General features: G+C 57.5%; 14 protein-coding genes and 1 pseudogene. 3 read left to right on the top strand and 12 right to left on the bottom strand.

Going from position 1 to position 19187, the window contains the following annotated elements; all coding sequences use genetic code 11:
• From B5D61_RS24020 to B5D61_RS23985, 6 genes and pseudogenes are all read right to left on the bottom strand, one after another.
• Positions 1-638 (bottom strand): annotated as a pseudogene (locus B5D61_RS24020) (hypothetical protein); the annotation flags it as partial.
• A gap of 1521 nt (positions 639-2159) precedes the next feature.
• Entirely contained in the window at positions 2160-3596 is a 1437-nt protein-coding gene (gene ffh / locus B5D61_RS24005; protein WP_078815967.1) for a signal recognition particle protein, read from the bottom strand.
• A 106-nt stretch (positions 3597-3702) separates the two neighbouring features.
• Positions 3703-4347 (bottom strand): histidine phosphatase family protein, encoded by a 645-nt coding sequence (locus tag B5D61_RS24000; protein WP_176159644.1) that lies wholly within the window; start codon positions 4345-4347, stop codon positions 3703-3705.
• Positions 4348-4411: 64 nt separating this feature from the next.
• Positions 4412-5254: a hypothetical protein gene (locus B5D61_RS23995; protein WP_078815965.1), complete on the bottom strand. Its 843-nt coding sequence runs from the start codon at positions 5252-5254 to the stop codon at positions 4412-4414.
• Between the two features lie 941 nt (positions 5255-6195).
• Positions 6196-8526: a DUF1549 domain-containing protein gene (locus B5D61_RS23990; protein WP_176159643.1), complete on the bottom strand. Its 2331-nt coding sequence runs from the start codon at positions 8524-8526 to the stop codon at positions 6196-6198.
• A 150-nt stretch (positions 8527-8676) separates the two neighbouring features.
• On the bottom strand, positions 8677-9108 hold the full coding sequence (locus B5D61_RS23985; RefSeq protein WP_217699059.1) for an acyl-CoA thioesterase: 432 nt from the start codon (positions 9106-9108) through the stop codon (positions 8677-8679).
• A 112-nt stretch (positions 9109-9220) separates the two neighbouring features.
• Between B5D61_RS23985 and coaD the strand changes: the two genes are divergently transcribed.
• The 3 genes from coaD (at position 9221) to rpmF (ending at position 10473) form a co-directional block, all read left to right on the top strand.
• Positions 9221-9703: a pantetheine-phosphate adenylyltransferase gene (coaD, locus tag B5D61_RS23980; RefSeq protein WP_078815970.1), complete on the top strand. Its 483-nt coding sequence runs from the start codon at positions 9221-9223 to the stop codon at positions 9701-9703.
• Positions 9704-9795: 92 nt separating this feature from the next.
• Positions 9796-10272 (top strand): YceD family protein, encoded by a 477-nt coding sequence (locus B5D61_RS23975; protein WP_078815963.1) that lies wholly within the window; start codon positions 9796-9798, stop codon positions 10270-10272.
• 15 nt (positions 10273-10287) lie between these two features.
• Entirely contained in the window at positions 10288-10473 is a 186-nt protein-coding gene (rpmF, locus tag B5D61_RS23970) for a 50S ribosomal protein L32 (RefSeq protein ID WP_078815962.1), read from the top strand.
• A 1372-nt stretch (positions 10474-11845) separates the two neighbouring features.
• On the opposite strand, the gene B5D61_RS23960 is transcribed toward rpmF, so the two are convergent.
• From B5D61_RS23960 to tnpA, 6 genes are all read right to left on the bottom strand, one after another.
• A complete protein-coding gene (locus B5D61_RS23960; protein ID WP_078815960.1) occupies positions 11846-12757 on the bottom strand; it encodes a restriction endonuclease in 912 nt (303 codons plus the stop codon).
• A 61-nt stretch (positions 12758-12818) separates the two neighbouring features.
• Positions 12819-13604 carry an HNH endonuclease gene (locus B5D61_RS23955; protein WP_078815959.1) on the bottom strand — a complete coding sequence of 262 codons (786 nt, stop codon included), beginning with the start codon at positions 13602-13604 and terminating at the stop codon, positions 12819-12821.
• A gap of 47 nt (positions 13605-13651) precedes the next feature.
• On the bottom strand, positions 13652-14353 hold the full coding sequence (locus B5D61_RS23950) for a M48 family metallopeptidase (RefSeq protein WP_176159642.1): 702 nt from the start codon (positions 14351-14353) through the stop codon (positions 13652-13654).
• Positions 14346-17621: a type I restriction endonuclease subunit R gene (locus B5D61_RS23945; protein ID WP_078815957.1), complete on the bottom strand. Its 3276-nt coding sequence runs from the start codon at positions 17619-17621 to the stop codon at positions 14346-14348. The genes B5D61_RS23950 and B5D61_RS23945 overlap by 8 nt, the downstream gene beginning before the upstream one ends.
• Positions 17618-18373, bottom strand: a complete 756-nt coding sequence (locus B5D61_RS23940) for a Fic family protein (protein ID WP_078815956.1) — start codon at positions 18371-18373, stop codon at positions 17618-17620. The genes B5D61_RS23945 and B5D61_RS23940 overlap by 4 nt, the downstream gene beginning before the upstream one ends.
• An 87-nt stretch (positions 18374-18460) precedes the next feature.
• Positions 18461-18913: an IS200/IS605 family transposase gene (tnpA, locus tag B5D61_RS23935; RefSeq protein ID WP_078815955.1), complete on the bottom strand. Its 453-nt coding sequence runs from the start codon at positions 18911-18913 to the stop codon at positions 18461-18463.
• Between the last annotated feature and the right edge of the window lie 274 nt (positions 18914-19187).

Genomic DNA, 19187 nt, shown 5'->3' with positions numbered 1-19187 from the left:
CTCCACACGCTTGGGTCTGTTAAATGTGAATCATACAGATCATAGACACCATCACCATCTGAGTCACCGAGTCCATCATAAGGAAGTCCGTTGTTCCCGTCACCATCCCAGTCATCCCATAAAGTCGAATCCAGAGGATTGGAATCTTCAGGATTATGCACACCATCACCATCCCAGTCATAATATGAACTTCCTGCGCCGAGTGCGGCATAGTTGACTGCGTAAAAGGAGTGGAATTGATCATAGTCACTGTAGCCATCGCTATTGCTATCCCACATCAGTGGGTGGTAACCCTCGTTAGGCCCGCCTAGCAGATCCAATTCATCACCATCCGTTATGCCATCAAAATCACTATCTAGGTTATAAACGTCTGTTCCCCAGGCTATTTCCCGGAGATCCTTAATGCCGTCTCCATCACTATCATTGTCGTAGCCGGGGTATTCCCACGACAATTCGCCACTATCGAATTCACCGTTTCCGTTCCAATCTTCGTATTGGATGTAGGCTGTGCTACCATCGCCTGGATCATATTCCATTTGGCCTATCCCGACTGCCAGCAATTGATGCATCGTTGAAAGAGGCATCAAAAACAGCAGCAACAAGGCGAGCCAGCGTCTGAACACTGATGCTCTCAACATGGACAATACGGGGCTCTTACGCCCCTGAGAATTTCTAGCCGACAGAGTCATAACAGAACTCGTTTATTTTTGCGCCGCAGGAGCGGCTAGAGATGGGGTCGTCGTCGCCGAGGGCACCTGGGCAGGCTGAGACACTGGTGACGCTGGCGTTGCGGTCTGCGTCCGGTTGACGGGTGGCCCCATGAGAGGCTTTCCGCCTGGAGGTTGTGCCGTGATTCCTGGTGGGCGGGAAGGAACTCCATTGAAAGTCCTTTTCTGTGGGAATGAGCCCTGGGGAGTGGGCGGCCTCTGCACCGGAACGTAATTCACCTGAGAAGGGGCTTTTGCTTTGCTTCGGCACTGACACCCAGCGCCCCCCATATTGGCTGCGTCTGCGTCAAGAGAGCCGCCGCATCCTTGATAGGAGCAACCTGCGCTGGCTTGGTGTTGAGATCCCGCCTTTCCAGAAGCCAAATAAGTGAAGCCTACGGCTAAAACCGCTAAGGAAGCAAAGAGTGGCCAAGCCGACCATGACCTAGCGACTGATTGATTCTCTGATTTGATGATTCGGGCATCAAGCAGTAAAATTAGCAGTAGCACAGGCAGAAAAACTTCCAAACGTGCTTGTTCACCATGGCTGGCGAAATCCCAAAAAAGTGCTAAGGCTAAAATCTTATACCAAGGCTGCGTGGTCATCGGGAAAAGTGTTCAATCTGCGCTTAAACCCCAAATTCTATCCCTAGAGCAATAAGAAAAGCATTTGTTTGCAAAATTTCCTCAATCTTGACTGCAAGGGCACCTGCTTCAGTCCATCTAAGATACACCAGATTCTCCGGCGCCATTCATCCACTGTTCATTAGGAACTGACACCCAAACGCCCCGAAATATTCTTTTCCGCGATGGCCTCGCTTTTCGTTCCGCCGCTCATTGATGGACGCAGTGAAGAGTTTCCAGCGTCCTAGACCTTCACTTCGCTACGCCTTCTCCGAAGCTCTGAACTTGGCAGCTTGGCGAGCATGAGAGTTCTCTCAGCAGCTTGTGTCGCTCTATGTTAGTTATTTCAAAATAATTTTATAGGGTCATAGGGCTCCATGCCCAGAGGACGTCCCACCATCCGACTGAAGTTGAGCCAAGAGCAGCGAGGCGAGTCGCAACGCATGGCCGACGCTCGCAAAACTCCACAGGTCGAGGCAAAAAGAGCCCAGGCTGGTTTGCTCAGTGCTGAAGGTCTTGACGACAAGGAGGTCGGCAGGCGAGTGGGCCTGTCTAACGCCCTGGCTTCGGGGTAAAGTCAATGAACCGGCCAACGTCACCCTCAACGGCCAAAACGCCCGTGTTGATGCCGATGGCACCTTTGAAAGCTTGACCTCCGTGGGGCCGGGTGTGCGAGCTGGGGCCATGAAATCGCCGACTCCACCGAGCCTGTGAAGGACTCGGGTTTTTTACCGCCATGGCGATGCTCTGGGCCCCCATGGTGCCGGGCGAGCGTCCCGATCCCGAATGCCGGAATTGAAAACGGATGGGATCTGAGATCGCCGAGGGTTATCCGCCGAGGCGGAAGCCTTTGCCGAATTTGCCGGGCATCTTCATCTTGCCACCGCCAGGGAACATGCCTTTCGGAAGCTGGGGCATGCCTCCACCGAGACCGCCCATCCCACCGCCACCACCGCCGAAGAGGCTGCCGGCCATCTGAGCCATGGCGCCTTTGTTCTTCATGAGGCCACGCATCATCTCGAACTGCTTGATGAGTTGATTGATCTCCACCACGGGGCGACCGCAGCCTTTGGAGATGCGTTTGCGGCGGCTGCCATTGATGATCTCCGGCTTGGAGCGCTCCTTGGGAGTCATGGAGAGGATGATGGCCTCCACATGCTTCATGCGCTTATCGTCCACACCGGGCATGCCTTTCAGTTTGTTCATGCCGGGGATCATGCCGAGCAGGCCTTCCAGGGGCCCGAGCTTCTTCATGAAACGGAGCTGATTGAGGAAGTCGGTGAAGTCGAACTTATTCTGCTCCAGGCGACGCATCATGTTCATCGCCTCTTTTTCATCGATCTCTTGAGCGGCCTTCTCGACGAGGCCGACCACGTCGCCCATGCCGAGGATGCGCTGAGCCATGCGGTCGGGGTGGAAGACCTCGAGCTGATCCACCTTTTCACCCACACCGATGAACTTCACCGGGCGGCCGGTGACCTGGCGCATGGAAAGGAGGGCACCACCACGGGCATCACCGTCCAGCTTGGTCATGATGAGACCGGAGATGGTCACCGTTTCATGGAAGCGGTTGGCCACGCTCACGGCCTGCTGACCGGTGGCGGCATCGGCGACGAGGAGGGTCTCGGTCGGCTTCACCAGGTCGCGCACTTTTTTGAGCTCGCTCAGCAGATCTTCATCCACTTCCTGACGGCCTGCGGTATCGAAGATGGCAATGCCAAGGCCCTGCTGCTCCACCCAAGCCAAGGCGGCCTTGGTGGCACGCACGACATCGGTTTCCCCTGGAGCGGGGACGCAGACAGGCACATTGAGCTGCTGCCCCAAGACCTGGAGCTGAGTGACGGCGGCGGGACGGTAGAGGTCGAGCGCGATGAGCAACGGGCGTTTCCCCTGCTTCTTCAACCACGCGGCGAGCTTGGCGGATGTGGTGGTCTTCCCTGCCCCGTTGAGACCCACCATGAGGATGCTGGAAGGCTGGCTGAGGTCGAGTTCTGAGGCATCGCTCCCGAGGATCTTCTCCAACTCGTCATGGAAGATTTTAACGATCTGCTGGCCCGGGGTCACGGTCTTCAGTACTTCTTCGCCGAGCGCACGCTGCTTGACGGCCTCGATCAGATCCTTGGCGACCTTGAAGTCCACGTCAGCTTCCAGAAGCGCCATGCGAATCTCACGCAGGGCGTCAGAGACGTTGGACTCGCTGATCTTGCCCATTCCGCGCAGCTTGCGGAAGGCGTCTTCGAGTTTGTCAGTAAGCAGAGAAAACATATCGGTCAGGGGAAAACTTTGTTTGAGTGCAATAATCGCCCTCAGCCCCGCATGCGCAAGGTGCGTTTCAAAACGATAGGGGGGACAGAGGGGCCAGCAGGCTTTTTCAGACAGGCAAAGGCGGACAGAAGTTCAGCAGCTCGATCTCAAAGGCGTGTTTTTTATCTGGCTGGATCTCCACGACGCTGATGCTGCCGTATTCGATGTTGAAGTGCGCCATGGCCTTCAGCGGCTGCTCCAGGAGCAAGGCCAGGATGACCCGGATGATCCCGCCGTGACAGACGATGGCCACGCGTTTGTGCGGATTGTCCTGTAAAATCTGAACCAAGGCGGGCAGCACACGATGGGTGAGATGCGCGGCAGATTCGCCATTGGGGATCCCAGCGGACTCGATGATCTCCAGCCAGTCAAAGGCGCTGACGCCAAAGTGCTCCTGCACGCCTTCCCAGTGGTAACCTGTCCAATCGCCAAAATCCATCTCCCGCAGATCTGGCACGATGATGGGCTCCAGCCCCTTGGCCTCAGCCAGCGGAGCCGAGGTCATCTGCGCCCGACGCATGGGGCTGCAATAAACGGCATCCAGTGGCGTCTGGGCCAACCAGGAGGCGACCGCCTGGGCGTGCCGCTCCCCGAGAGGTGACAGGCCCATATCGATGCGGCAGCCGCCGAAGACTTTGTGATACTGCACCTCCACCTCGCCATGGCGGATGAGGTAGAGTTGGGTGGGATGGTTAGGCAGGTGGGATTTCAAGGCAGCTCTCCATCGCTCAGGAGCCCTGAGGATTCAAGGCGCTCTGCTCGGATCCAAACACGCTCTACGCCAGGGCGGGACTGGAGGGTCTGCCTTTGGCATCGCCAGCAGCGAGTGCGGTGAGAATGGCCTGAATGCAGGCTTCCAAGGCTTCCTCCATGGAGTGGGAGTTATCGATCTCACGCCACTGCACGCCACGCTGGCGAAAGGTTTCACAGACCTCGAACTGGCAGCGGCCCTTCTGAGCCGCTTCATTCGTCAGCGGGGCCTGGGCAGCAGGGGCCTGCAGGAGTTGCTCGATTTCCGACTCGGTCAGCGGGGGCTCACAGAATTTCTCGCCAAACTTGGTCACGGCATCGCGGAGCTGATCGGGAGGCAGGGTCTGGAGCAAGGTGACTGCGTTCTGAGCGTGCGTGAGGCGGCTGGCTCCCAGATAGCGATTGTGCTTCGGCTTACTGCGATAGATGCGGCGCATCTCCAGCACCGCCGGGTCTGCGACGAGATGCAGAACCAGATCCGGCAGCAGAAACTGGGGCAGCAGATCTGCATGCATGGCCTTCATCGGCAGGCGCAGCATCCCCTGATCCACCAGCGCCACCTTGATGCCCTTTTTGCCCACTGACCGGCCGATGCCCATGGTGGTGAAAGCCCGCAGCCAGGTGGAAGGGCTCCCCACTTTATGCCCCGTCTTGGAGGCACGACGTGCGACCCAAAAAGCGCGGGGATGAAAAGCCGTCCAGGTCCAGCGTTTGAAGCGCGTCCAGCGGCGATGCCGCCGAGCCACGTCTTTCTCGGGAAGTGCGGCCACAGCTTCCGTTCCGAGTTCCTCCCGAAGTCTCTGAGCGATCATCGGCGCAATGGTTGACTTTCCCACACCGCCTGCCCCGGCCAATTCAACGAGAATCATATGATGAGCGTAGTCTATCTGACAAAATCGTCGCCATTATTCACTTGAATAACCAGGTGTAAAGCAAGGAAACGCATCAACCCAAGTCCCCGATAGGCCGCCCCCAAGGGTGTGTTTTAAGATTCGGGAGAGGCACGCCCGCGGGAAGGAACTGAAGAGCAAAGCGAACGCCGACGGGGCTATGGAGATCGAATACCAAAGTGAAATTTAAAGGGGTAAAACCTTTCAGCCCACTCCTCACCCACGAATGAATGTGAAGCGTTGTTTCGTTAGGCGGGTATCAGAGGGGGCTTGCGGTCCAAAGGACCGCCGGATTCAGCCTAGGGCGAAGCGAAGCAAGCCCTGGGTGGGTGGGAGAGCCCCCCATCTCAAAGGTCGCGGCCGGATGGGTCGCGGGAGAGGGAATGGGAGGTGAAAAACGTGCTGCCCGTTCCCGCGCTCCTTCAGAGCGCGACGTGGGTTGATCAACCGTGTTCGGTGAACCCAGGCCTTGCGGCCTGGGCTGAATCCTGCGGCCCTTCAGGCCGCGCAGATGTCTGAGCCCCTGATGAAAATGAAAGAGTAGAAACAGGACTCTCACGCCCCCCCACCTCACCTTTCGCGCAGCGAAAGAGCTAGAGTGAGGAGCGGACTCGATCTTGCCCACGAATTTGATTCATGATTTCATCAGGTGGACCTAACTTCGAGGCGTTCAATGCCGCTATTCGGCAGCTTCCTGCGGGGCCTTCGGGTTGAGTCCGAACACAGGCCATGGCGGCGTTGCTTCGTTAGGCCAGTCTCGCAGAGGATCCAGGCACGGCACGGCAAGGCGCGCGCCTGGCCCTGACCTCCTTTCTGACTCAGCGAGCCCTCCCTCCATTTTCAAACACACCCTAACAAAAAGCGGTTGGCCTGTGCAGCCAACCGCTAAAAGGACCCAAGTCGAAGTCGTGAGGAATCGACTACTCGATGAAGTAAAACTGACGGGTATTCAGCGCGGCCCAAAGGGCATCGCCTTTCCCGACGGCGGTGTTACTGCCCACCACCGGTCCCAGCAGGGCTTTTTCTTCGGCACTGGCTTTGCGACTGAAGAGGGACAGGTAGATGGTGTCGATGGTCTGTTCAGCATTGGCTGAGCGGCGCAGGGCACGTGAGATCATCGTGTAGGGGTTCTGGAGCTGCGTGAAAGTCTTGCCATTCAGCAGCATCAGAGCCTGCCCCACGCTGGCTTCCGAGTTCGCGTTCTGCACCAGCTCGCGGTCACTCTGGCCAAACTCACGCAGGAAGTGGCCATTGGGAGCCGGGCTGCGCAGATCTGCGGCGCGCACCATGTAGGTATCGCGATAGTTTTCCCAGGCTTTGAGCGCGGCGAGCTGCTTCTTATCATCCACCTTCAGCAGTTCGGCGTCCTTTTTCAGGCGCTGCTGCTGGGCGGTGCTCAGGCGCTGGCGCTGCTGCTTGGCCATGATGCTGAGGGCCTCGTCGATACCGATGTCATCGCCTTTCTTGGTCTTCAGCACGCTGGCGATCTCCTGAGTGAACTCAGGGTCATCCACCATCTCCTGCACTTTGCCCTCGCGGATCATCTGGGCGAATTTCTTGAAGCCCATGGAGTAAACGATGTCTTCGGCGGCTTCATCGATGGCGCGGCGCTGATTGCTGACCACACGCTTGGCTTGGCGGATCTTGTCTTCGTCATTGGCCTTCGTCGCCTCGGCCAGCACTTCCTGCGCCTTGCGCACCTCGACAGCCAGCTCTTTCTGTTTGGCGGCCACACGTGCGGCTCCCTGAGCGAGTTCTTCGGGCGTCAGGGCATTGAGGGAGCGATCCAGCCACTCCACCCTGCGGATGGAGGACTCACGCTCGATGCGGGCGTTCAGGCTGGAGGCATCGGGGGCGGGCTTGTAGAGAGTGACCATGCTATCCCAGATCTGCTCCGCACTCATGCGGCGCAGGAGGGGCCCTGGGAAGTGATACACCTCACCCAGCTCGACGTCTTTTTGATAGGCCGCACGCTGGTAGGAGGCGCTGTTGTAGATCATGCGCAGATACTCCTTCATGTCATAGTTCATGTCCTTCATGGTCTGCTCCAGGAAGGTCATGAGCTGCGGATTGCTCGGCACGGTGGAGTCGGTGATTTCATCCACAGGCTCGATGAGCCCCAGCCCCATGGCTTTCTTCCACAGCCGATTCGCAATCACCAGGGTGAAGCGCGGATTGTTCTTGGAGGTCATCCAGCCGGCATAGGCGTGGATCGGGGTCGCCCCTTCTTTGACGATCTTGCCGTCATTGGAAAAGGAGGCCGGGATGGTGGGCTCCACCACGCTGCTGGGCTTGGCGTCTTTATACTGGTAGTCCTTGGGCAGACGCAGCGGCTTGTTGTCGGTCTGGTCCAGCACGGTGTTGTAGCGGAGCGGGCGCAGGATCTCGCTCATGGCGCGGGTCATGTCCTTACGCTCGAGCCCGACATTGCCCATTTCCATCATGGCCATATCCATGGTGGAGTCAGGCTTGCGGTTCTTCTTGCCCTTGGCCTTGCCTTTCACACCCCCGCCGTAGAAGGCCTGGGCGAGCAGAGGATTGGCCAGCCCATTGGTGCCGGTCATGCCATTGCTATGCGCGGCCATCTGGTAGTAGTCCATCTGGGTCCACTTATCGAAGGGGTGGTTATGGCACTGCGCGCAGACCATGCTGGTGCCCAGGAAGACCTGAGTGGTCACGGCCATGTTATCCAGCGGCATGTTGTAGTCGCGGATGTAGTAGCCCACGGCACCATTCTCATAGGTCTTGCCTTTGGCGGTGAGCATTTCCTCCACCATCTCATCGTAGGGCTTGTTGGCAGCCAGGGACTCGCGAATCCAGTTGCTATAGGCGGCACCGGCAGGCTGGCTATTGCCCTGAGTGAGCTGGGATTTCACCCGCAGGATGTCATTCCAGTAGTTGGCAAAGTTTTGCACATAGCCCTCGGAGGCGAGCAGGGTGTCGATCAGCTTGCCACGCTTGTTGGCGCTCTGATCGGCCAGGAAGTCAGTGGTTTCCTTCAGAGTCGGGATACGGCCCACGACATCCAGGTAAATGCGGCGCACGAAGACCTCATCCGTCACCGGGGCATTCGGCTGGATCTTTTCTTTCTCCAGCTTGGCGCTGACGAGGCGATCCATCTCACTCGCCTTCGCCTGAATGCTCTCCAGGGACATCTCGGCTTGAGCCAGACCGGCCAAGGCGGAGAGGACGGTCGCCAATGCCAGAGGCAGACGGCAGCTCTTGGTTCTCTGAATCAGGGTGGTTTTCATGGGGAGTGCTTTTCTAAACAATACGCATCGGCACCGCCGAGGGCACCGCTGTCCTCCGGGGCAGGACACCGGCGAAAACGACAAGCCCTGCGGCATCTTTCACACCACCCGACAGAAAAAATTTGATTTCGAACCTGCTTTTTGAGAGGCTCAACGTTTTTTCAGGAAAAGAGAGGCGTATTTCTCCGCCCAATCCTCCGGCAAGCGCACCGGCTTCCCCGCAGGCATCTGCACCAGAGCCAGGGACTGACGGCAGGTGATCAAGACCGTCTCCTCCCCTGCCCGGCGGATCTCAAACGCCACCCAAAAACGCACCCGCTCCACACTCTCCAGACGGCCCGAGATGATGAGCTCATCCCCGAGCGTCGCGGGCTTGCGATAGTCGATCTCCGTGCGCACCACCACCGGGTAGAGCTGCGTCTGCGCCATGTCGCGCAGCCTCATGCCCAGCTTGGCCGCCAGGCGCGTGCGGGCGGTCTCGATCATGCGCAGGTAGGCGATGTTATGCACCACACCGCCGATGTCGGTGTCGAAAAACATGACTTCCTCGCGTGTTTCGATGGTGGTGTCCGGGTCTTGCATGGCAGGTGATGGCGGTCCGGTGTGTTAAAAGGGGCGCGCGCGCTTTGCAACTTTTCCTGATCAATCGCTTTTACACCCGCAGCCAGCGGAGTAATCAATGGTTCATCCCACCATGCGCCGCGCCATTTACCCTGGAAGTTTCGACCCGATCACCAATGGGCATCTGGATGTCTTGCAGCGTGCCGCCGGGCTTTTCGATGAGCTCATCGTCGCCGTCGCCCAAGACAACGCCAAGCAGAGCCTCTTCACCCTGGAAGAGCGGGTGGAGCTGTTGGTGGATGCCACGGAGCATATCCCGAATCTGCGCGTGATGCCCTTCCAAGGTCTGCTCGTGGACTTCGCCAAGCAACAATCCGCCGTGGCCCTGGTCCGGGGGCTGCGTGCCGTGAGTGACTTCGAGTTCGAGTTTCAGCTCGCCCTCATGAACCGGAAACTGGAGCCGAACCTGGAAACGATGTTTCTCATGCCGCGCGAGGAGCTGACCTACATCAGCAGTCGGCTCGTCAAAGAAATCTCAAGACTGGGCGGAAACGTAAACCAATTTGTGCCCCCCCATGTGGTCGCAGCCCTGAAGAGCAAACAGGGGCTCGGTTGATATCCCCTCACCTTCGTCTCCGGTTTTCGTTCGCACCGCTGTGCTACTCACCTTAGCCCCTTCCCTTTCCCTTTCCCTTTAACTTTAACATCATGAATCCTTTCCAGTTCGATATCCGCAACCTGCCTGAGGATGGCAAGCAAATCAGCGGCACCCAGCCCGCCAGCTTCTTTGCCCTGCCTGAGGCCGATAGCGCCAAGGCCCTCTCGCCCCTGACCTACGACCTCAACATCGTGCGAGATGATAAGGACATCCTCGTGACGGGTCACCTCCAGGCGACGTTCGGCCTCGAGTGCGGCCGCTGCCTCCAGCGCTTCGACTACCAGGTGGATATGGCGGACTACCAGGCCGAAGTTCCCATTGAAAAGGAAACAACGATGGACTTGACAGACCTCGTAAGAGAAGACATCCTGCTCGCCCTTCCGAACTTTCCGCGCTGTGAAGATGGTAACGTTGACCCGCGCGACTGTCCTGCTGAAGGCCACTTCGATCCGACGGATGAACCTGTGGTGAACGAAGAGCCTGGTGCAGACGGCGGAGTCTGGAATGCCCTCGATCAATTGAAATAGCGACCCCTCACTCACATGGCCAACCCAAAACGCAGACAATCCAAGAGCCGCCAACGCCTTCGTCAGGGCGCTAACCGCTGGCGCGCACCTGTTCTCAAGACCTGCCCTGAGTGCGGCACCTCCGTCCCAGGACACGTGGCCTGCCCATCCTGCGGTTACTACAAAGGCCGTCAGGTCCTGAACATCACCGCTGGCGAATAAGCTTCGCCTTCGGAATCCTTCGATTCCTTTTAAAAAACCCTGCCGTTCACTCGGCGGGGTTTTTGTTTTGGCTGCGATGGTGGAGGGGTGCGGGGATTTTTAGACCGAATGAACAAGAGGGACAGGACTTACAGGATCAGCGTGCGCTGGATGGAGGGAATGAAAGCGAAGTGATGCGGCCACTCTTGGCCGCAAGTTCTCGCCCCCACTTCGCTCCTCAAGCTCGCCCCCACCCCGTCACACCGCCCCCCGCTTCGCGCTTCGCCTCTCCGCACTCCTTCGCCCCAGGCTCTCGGAGCGCCCTAGGCACCCACCTTGCGCCCCCGCCTTCCGCCTTCTGCCGGGCGGCGATGGTGGAGGGGTGCGGGGATTTTTAGACCGAATGAACAAGAGGGACAGGACTGACAGGATCAGCGTGCGCTGGATGGAGGGAATGAAAGTGAAGTGATATGAAGTGATATGAAGTGATGCGGCCACTCTTGGCCGCACGTTCTCGCCCCCACTTCGCTCCTCAAGCTCGCCCCCACCCCGTCACACCGCCCCCCGCTTCGCGCTTCGCCTCTCCACACCTTCGACCCAGGCTCTCGCCCCCCCATAGGCCCCACCTTGCGGCCAAGAGTGGCCGCATCACTTGGAATGGCTTCAGGGTTTCAGCCTCCTCCTGGGAGTTCTGCAAATCTGGTTCATCCTGTCTAAAAAATCCCTCGTCGTTCCAATCGACCTCAAGCCCCCCAGCGCCAGACGTGATGAGGGATGTGGGGATGGCATGCACGGGGGTATGGTTCTCCCTGCGATTGGCTCTTCACCCAGGCCCAAGCTATCTTCCACGACCCTTCGGGCCGTGAGGCTGGCAACAGGGCTCTTCTGCCCGTCTAACCCAGGGCTGGCTGCGCAGCGCCCTGGGCTGAATCCCGCGACCCTTTGGGCCGCAAGGCAGCGTGCGCTGGATGGAGGGAATCAAAGCGAAGTGAAGTGATATGAAGTGATGCGGCCACTCTTGGCCGCAAGTTCTCGCCCCCACTTCGCTCCTCAAGCTCGCCCCCACCCAGTCACACCGCCCCCCCGCTTCGCGCTTCGCCTCTCCGCACGCCTTCGCCACAGACACTCGGAGCGCCCTAGGCACCCACCTTGCGGCCAAGAGTGGCCGCATCACTTGGAATGGCTTCAGGGTTTCAGCCTCCTCCGGGGAGTTCTGCAAATGATGATTTTGTCGTCATGGTGAACGATGTCGGGAACGAGCTAAACTGCAAAAAGAACGGAGCAACGCCGGGCTGTGAGGCGGGGCTTGGGAGGTCGGTCTTGGCAAGAGAAATGGTTAGCCGTCAGAATTTACCGGTAGTGACCAACCACTTGGCAAAGGGACTGATGCCAATCATTCCTCGAAATAGTCTGAGTCCACTCGCTTCAGCTCCAGGGTACGGACCGTAGAGACGCCGACCCCATGCTCAATCATAAGGTCAGCCAACCGCCGCCCGTTGATAAGAACGACCTTATGCTGGACGCCACGGGCATATTCGACCGCTGTCTTGTGAAAATCGCTGGTCGTGATGAAAACGCCCTTGTGAGCGTGCTTGCCCACCAGCGCACCAACGAAACTCTGGATCTCAGCTCGCCCTACGGTGGCCTGCCAGCGCTTGGCCTGGACATAGATCACATCCAGCCCAAGCCGGTCCTCATTGATGATGCCATCAATGCCTTCGTCACCCGACTTCTTGGTAACCAAGGCCGCTTCGGCCCGGGAGCCGCCGTAGCCCATGGCAAAGAGGAGATCCACCACCAGCTGCTCGAACTTGTAAGGGTCCATCTTCGCCATCAGATCCAGGAGTTCCGATGAAAGAGTCTGATTCAGCTTCTGGTAAGCTTCTTCAATCTGGTCCGTCGGTGTCTGCTCATCAGGGATGGCGGTCATCACCGCCGCTGTGGTTTCATCCTCAGCCCTGCGCATGACCTTTTCTTGAAAGCTGGGGTAGGTAGCCAGCAGCTTGTTGTCAATCGAGGTCGGGCTCTTCGCCAGGAGGGCACGACCCTCCTCAGTGATGCGGAGGAATCCTTTCTTGGGCTTCATTACCAGCCCCGCCTGCTGCATATACCACCCCGCCCAGCCGATGCGGTTATGCACATAGGTCTGAATGCCACTTGGCAGGCGTTCGGAGCGTTGCGCTTCCGTGAGTTGTAATGCATCAGAAACCCTCTGGGTGCATTCCTTCTGGTGCAGGTCTTTTTCTGCGGCACCAAGCACCAGGAGAAGTGGCAGCATGAGGTCTTGGTAACTGGGAATGGGCATGATGAATGGTGTAAAACCAAAGATTATTTAAGCCTGAACTCCAAGCAATATCGGCTAACCATCAGCCGTCGTTCCGGCGTTGAATATAATCTAGAAGAGGGCGATACCGAGGATCAGCAGGCATCCGAAGCTGTCGGCCCAAAACATGTCGGGTGACCCAATCAACAAATCGGTCTTGTAATCCCCTAGGAAAGTCAGGACCCTCTATAACACGGTAGTTTTCGTTGACCGTGATCCACCCTTTGTCAAAAAGGTCATGGTAAGTGGAAGCCAACAATAGCCCATTCCTGACGTCCAACTTTTCTTGAGGTGTGCACTCAGACCAAGGCGCAATGTGGGCTGCCTCAAGGAGGTCTTCCGCACGGCAGTCAGACATGGCACATTGACCGCCATAAATTTGAAGCAGGGCCTTTCGAAAAATAACCTGTCGCATTCCACGGTCCTCTACCTTTCTATAGACAGCCTCCCAATCTGGCACCGGGAGTATCAGCTTGTGGGCGAGTAATTCTTCCGTCTCTCCAAAGGCAGCAAAATCGAAAGGATTGATTTCCTCTGACCAATCTTTTGCATACACCCGCTCATAGGCTTCTTCTGGATTGTCGATGTCCCAAGCAATAAATCCATGACCAGGGAGTCCATCGCTTTTCCGTACCACGAGGCCAGTCAGAGGAGGCAAGTCTTTTTGAATGCAGTATGTCTGGATTGATTCGAGAAAGAGGCGGCATTGTCGCCAATGGACACCAACCGATTCGGCTAACTCTTTATAGGAGATCTTCCCGCGTTCGGCGGCAGTCCGGGTCAGAACGGGCCAAGCCAATGCTGCGTATTGGATTCGGTTGAATGGCATAAGGAAGACGTGCCTTTATCCTAAGTGAAGACATAATGCAACCAACCTTACAACTCCATGCTCTCCAGCCTCTGCTTCCGTTCCTTCCAGTCGGGCACCAGTTGCGAGAGGAGGCTCCAAAAATGCTTGCCGTGATCGGGGTGTTTCAAGTGGCAGATTTCGTGGATGATCACGTAGTCCACGCAGGCGGAAGGAGCCTTGATGAGGTCGGGGTTCAGGCAAATGGTGCCATCAGGAAGGGCGCTGCCCCAGCGTTTGCTCATGGCTCTAAGCCGAAGATGGGGGAGGGGCAGACGGCGATCCAGACACCAGGTGCGCCAGCTTTTTAACCGCTGTTGAAATTGATGTCTGGCGTGGCTTCGATACCATTCCTGGAGGGCTTTTTTGACTTCGGGCTGTGCCTTGTCAGGGACTTCCACATGCAGGAAGCCTCCTCTTAGGCTCACCTTTGCCGGACTACCTGCGGTCACCTTTAGCAAATACTGCCTCCCCAGATAGCGGTGGGTGGCTCCACTGACATATCGCGGGGGGGGGCGCACGGCATTCATGTCACGGAAAAGCCGCCGTTGGGTCCGTATCCATCGCAAGCGTTTCTCCACCTTCTTCAGAATCGCATCCACAGGTGCTGCTTCTGGCGCGATCAGCTCCAGGTCACCATTGGGCATTACACTGATGGCCAGGGTCTTGCGTCCGGTGCGTTTGAGCTGCGCTGAACCCGCAACCGTGTCGATGATTTCAAAGTCAGACATCCTCGGTGCGATGCATAGCGATGCGGATGGCCGTTTCGATGATGGCATCCATCTGGGCAAAGGTCAGCGTGATGCCTTTCTGACTCTGAAGGCTGAAAAGGAAATCATCCAGGTCATTTCGCATCCGGTTCTGAGCGTCCACGTTCTCACGCCATCGCACCACGGCATGTCGGCGGATGATGTCTTCCATTTCACACGCGGCTTCAGCCAGGATTTGTTCTGTGGGAGGAGCCGTGGAAGCAGGGCTGGTTCCATATTCAGCACCGTCTTCTTTCACCACGTTACCGCTGGCTGTTTCGTCATTGGCAGATCCTGGGCTGCCTGCCAGTTGCTCTTTCAGCGCTCCAAAAAAGGCCCGCGACAGATCTCTTTCCTTGAGCACATCTGGGCCTTCCTGGGTATTACCGCCACGTGCCTGTTCCATCACGGAAGTCACTCGTGCCAAAAGCTCTGCTTCGCTGATCCGCTGGGCTTTGTAGTCATCAATGGCCTGTTGCAGCAGGGCGGAAAGTTTGCGGTAGAAGAAGGGATCTTCCTCCATCTTCTCGGTGATGGTCTTTTTCGTGCGGTTAGCGATGGTGTCCGCTTTGGCACGGTCACTCTTCATCTTTTCCACCTCCTTTTCAAAAGCCTCGCGCTCGAAGATGTTTACTGGCTCCACCACCTGGATCACCTCATCCGCCTGAACATAAGTATTCAGCATCTTCTGGATCTGCTTCTCGTAGTCGCGGTAGTCGATCTCCTCCGCGTAGCGGATCTTCACGCTGGCACGAAGGTTTTGGAAAAAGCCTGCATCCCGCTTATAACGTGAGGTCTTTTCTTCCGGGGTGGCGTTCACCCAGTGGATGCTGGACAGCGCCATCTTCAGCACCCGGCAGAAGGCGGAGAGGCGACTGTAAAACTCCTCCCGCACCTCCTTGCTTTCCAGGGCCAGTTCAAAGGACTCTTCATCCTTCTTATTTTTCACTTCCTTGAATAAATTCCAGAGCGCGTCATGCAGAGCAGGAAGCTGTTTCAGTTCCTCAGCTACCTGGGTGAGGGTGCCTTCCAGATCCTCTTTATCGAACTTCTCTCCCAGAGTGCTGTAAAGCTCCAGCGCGTCATAGAGCTGGGTCACCACACCATAATAATCAATGATGTAACCAAAGTCCTTCCCTGGATGCAGGCGGTTCACGCGGGCGATGGCTTGCAATAAGGTGTGCTCACGCAGGCTGCGGGCGATGTACAAGACCACATTGCGTGGTGCATCAAAGCCGGTCAGCAGCTTGTCCACCACGATGATGATCTCAGGCTCCTCACCCTTTTTGAAGCCATTGATGATCTGGCGGTTATACTCCTTTTCCGTGCCATACTTGGCCATCATCACCTTCCAGAACATCTCCACGCTTTCATCACGCTCCGCAGTCTGATGTTCATCCACGTTCTCGATCTCTCCAGGGCCGGAAATCACCACCTCGCTCTTCACTTTGCCGAACTGGTCCAGGAAGCGTTTCAGGATCAAAGCCTCCCTTTTTCCTGAGGCTGTGAGCTGCCCCTTGAAGCCGGTATCCTTCCACTGCTGGGAAAAATGCTGCGAGACATCCCAGGCGATCAGATAGAGGCGGCTCTCCAGTTTGTTTAGTTCGTCCCGCTGACTGAACTTCCGTTTCAGGTCGGCCTTCTGCTCCTTGGTCAGGCCCTCGCTCATGGCCTCAAACATCATGTCCACGGCCTTCTGGTTCACCTCCTGCATGATGTGCCTCCCTTCATAGAGCAGCGGCACCACCGCCTCGTCTTCCACCGCGTCGCGGATCGTGTAGGCAGGTTCAATGAAGCCGCCAAACTTGTGCGCAGTGTTCTTCTCCTTCTTCATCAGCGGTGTGCCGGTGAAGCCGATGTAGCAGGCCCGCGGCAGGGCCTTCTGCATCTTGATGTTGGCCTCTCCGTATTGGCTGCGGTGGCTCTCATCCACCAGCACAAAGATGTCCTCATCGTCATTCTTGAAGGTGTCGCTGGCGTTGGCCGCCGCCCGGAATTTATCCAGCACGGTGGTGATCACTGGCACCCGGTCATCGGCCATCAGTTCCTGCAGATGTTTGCCCGTCTTCGCCTGCTGCGGATCTTTTCCGCACTGGTGGAAGGTTTTGTAAATCTGCTCATCCAGATCAATGCGGTCCGTAACTAGCAGGATGCGTGGATTCGGGATGCTGGGTTCCATGGCCAGTGCCTTGCCCAGCAGCACCATGGCCAAAGACTTGCCGCTGCCCTGGGTCTGCCAGATGACGCCGCCTTTGCGTTTGCCCTGAGGGTCCCGCTGGCGCACGCGTTCCAGAGTGCTGCGGATGGCAAAGTATTGCTGGTAGCGGGCCACCTTTTTGACTGCCCCGCCTTCGTCATAGATGATGAACTGCCGTGCCAGCTCGATGAGTCGCTCCGGGCGGCACAGGGACCACAGCAAGTAATCCTGCCCTGTCGGCTCACGCCCATGCATGGCCTGCTCCTCCATGTCATTTTGGGCAAAGGCAAAGACACCTTTGAAGAGTTTGGCATGCTCCTCAGGCCGCAGCGGGCTGTTCACCGCCGCACGCACCTGTTCGCTGACATCGCTCATCTCCCGCCACTTGGCCCAGAACTTCAGCGGCGTGCCGGTGGTGGCATAGCAGCCTTCATTCTTGTTCAGGGCCAGCACGAGCTGGCTGTAGATGAACAGATGGGGGATTTCATCCTCCTGCCAGTTTCGGATGACCTGCCGGGTGGCCTGCTCCAGCGAGCCCTTCTCCTCTGGTCGTTTACATTCGATGACGACGAAGGGGATGCCATTGACAAAACACACGATGTCAGGCCGCCGGGTCTCATGACTGCCCGTGCGTTCCACCTCAAACTCCGCTGTGACGTGGAAGACATTGTTGCGCGGATTCTGCCAGTCAATGTAGCGCAGGCTGAACCCCTTCGTCTCTCCCTCAATCGCCTGGTCCAGGCTCTTGCCCAGCGTTAGCAGATCATAGACTTTCTCACTGCTGCGCACCAGCCCATCAAAAGGAACGTCCCGCAGTGCTTCGATGGCCTTGATGATGTTCTCCTCGGAGAAAGCCAACTCACGCCCCTTGAAATGGATCTTGTTCAGCCGCCGCAGTTGCTGTCCCAAAATGCCCTCCAGCAGCACCCGCCCCATCTTCCCCTTCCGCCCCACCGCTGTTTCCTCCGAGGTCAGGAAGCCATAGCCAAGCTGCTGCAAGGTGCGCAGTGCCGGGATCTGGCTGATGGGGGCTTCTTGGAAGGAGGGGTTCATGCGTTTTCCTCCCAGGGCAATCCCAGCGCATGGAAATACGGGCGGAAGCCTTCCCTCACGATCTGGGCCACCATGTTCACGAAGTCGTCTTTTTCACCGCGCACGTGGTCGGCATCCAGAGCGGTATAGTAGGACAGCCGCAGCGTCACGGGCAGCACGGCTGGCGGGTAACCGGCCTTCATGAGCTCCAGATTCATGAGCAGGCGTGAGGTTCGGCCATTGCCGTCCACAAAGGGATGGATTTTGACGAAGTCACTATGCACACGGGCGGCGCGTTCCACAGGGTGCAGGGACATCGCCTCGGTCTGATACCAGGTGATGAAGTTCTCCATCAGCTCCGGCACGCGGACCTGATCCGGCGGCAGATGTTCTGCGCCTGAGATACGCACGTTGACGCTGCGATAGCGGCCTGCGTTGTCGTCATCAATGCCTTTGAGAATGAGCTGGTGCAGGGATTTGATCGTCCACTCCGTCAGCGGTTCGTTCTTCTGCACCAGGTCCTCCAGCAGCACGATGGCGTTCTTGTGGTTCACTGCCTCCAGATGCTCGCGGATGGACTTCCCGCCAATGGTGATGCCCTCCAGCACCACCTTCGTTTCCTGAAGTGTGAGCGTGTTCCCCTCGATGGCATTGGAATGGTAGGTCCAACGCACGATGAGGTCCTCCCTCAGATTGCGCACAATCGCCGGGTCCAGCGGGCGATGCTGGTCCAGCGTGGCCTTCAGGCGGTCGATATCGGGATAGGTTTTCATGGGAGTTGGTTCGGTGGACTCTCGTGTCTTTTTAGAATGCGATCCAATGAAGGGGCGCGATGGGCATTCATCGTTGGATAGGGCATATCAATCCCACACATACCGTTCATCGTATTCGATTTCGTATTTGCGCAAAAACGCCCGGAACTCGTCCTGAAACGTCTTTACCCGGTGATGCTCCCGCTGATTGCGGATGTATTCGCGGACTTCTTCGACCGCCGACTGGCTCACGGAGAAGGCTCCATAGCCCGCTTGCCAATGGAATCCCCGGTAGGTCTCTCCGTGCTCCCGCAGCCATTCCGTGGCGCTCTTTTTCAAACCGCCGACCACATCGCTCAGGGGCATCGTCCGCCCGAGCAGAAAAAGCACATGCGCATGATCTGGCTCCGAGTTGATTTCAACGGGCATGCAATCCATGCCCTTCAACGTCCCGCCGATGTAGGCGTGCAATTCATGGCGGATGTCGTCCATGAGCACGCGCTCACGGTTCTTCGTGGAGAAGACCACATGAACATAGAGTTTGGCGAGCGATTGTGGCATGGCGCGAACAGTGCGTCAGGGGTGGATGAGAGCTTCTCGCGCCCCTTCAGGGCGCGATGAAATGGAAATGGCATGAAATCTCGTTCCCAGGGCATCAGTCGCCAAGGCTCCTTCAGCCCTGGGCTGGAATCTCGGTCCCCCTTGGGGACGCCGAAAATTAGCCCAAAGGGCAGCGAGACAGCATGGAGTGAATTTTGTCCCCCGTTGAGAGCGATGCATTGCGGCCCAAAGGGCAGCGGGATAACATGGCTTGATCCTTGTTCCCCGTTGGGGG

Origin of the sequence: Prosthecobacter debontii (genome assembly GCF_900167535.1) — a bacterium.
In the GTDB taxonomy this organism is placed as follows: Bacteria; Verrucomicrobiota; Verrucomicrobiia; order Verrucomicrobiales; family Verrucomicrobiaceae; genus Prosthecobacter; species Prosthecobacter debontii.
Note: the sequence above shows the minus strand (reverse complement) of the source record. Positions and strands in the feature narration are given on the sequence as shown.

Coding starts and splice junctions, on each gene's coding strand:
- B5D61_RS23955 (WP_078815959.1), bottom strand. CDS start 13,604: ATGCCATTCAACCGAATCCAATACGCAGCATTGGCTTGGCCCGTTCTG.
- B5D61_RS23950 (WP_176159642.1), bottom strand. CDS start 14,353: ATGTCTGACTTTGAAATCATCGACACGGTTGCGGGTTCAGCGCAGCTC.
- rpmF (WP_078815962.1), top strand. CDS start 10,288: ATGGCCAACCCAAAACGCAGACAATCCAAGAGCCGCCAACGCCTTCGT.
- B5D61_RS23975 (WP_078815963.1), top strand. CDS start 9,796: ATGAATCCTTTCCAGTTCGATATCCGCAACCTGCCTGAGGATGGCAAG.
- coaD (WP_078815970.1), top strand. CDS start 9,221: ATGCGCCGCGCCATTTACCCTGGAAGTTTCGACCCGATCACCAATGGG.
- B5D61_RS23990 (WP_176159643.1), bottom strand. CDS start 8,526: ATGAAAACCACCCTGATTCAGAGAACCAAGAGCTGCCGTCTGCCTCTG.
- B5D61_RS23940 (WP_078815956.1), bottom strand. CDS start 18,373: ATGAAAACCTATCCCGATATCGACCGCCTGAAGGCCACGCTGGACCAG.
- B5D61_RS23995 (WP_078815965.1), bottom strand. CDS start 5,254: ATGATTCTCGTTGAATTGGCCGGGGCAGGCGGTGTGGGAAAGTCAACC.
- B5D61_RS23960 (WP_078815960.1), bottom strand. CDS start 12,757: ATGCCCATTCCCAGTTACCAAGACCTCATGCTGCCACTTCTCCTGGTG.
- B5D61_RS23985 (WP_217699059.1), bottom strand. CDS start 9,108: ATGCAAGACCCGGACACCACCATCGAAACACGCGAGGAAGTCATGTTT.
- tnpA (WP_078815955.1), bottom strand. CDS start 18,913: ATGCCACAATCGCTCGCCAAACTCTATGTTCATGTGGTCTTCTCCACG.
- B5D61_RS23945 (WP_078815957.1), bottom strand. CDS start 17,621: ATGAACCCCTCCTTCCAAGAAGCCCCCATCAGCCAGATCCCGGCACTG.
- ffh (WP_078815967.1), bottom strand. CDS start 3,596: ATGTTTTCTCTGCTTACTGACAAACTCGAAGACGCCTTCCGCAAGCTG.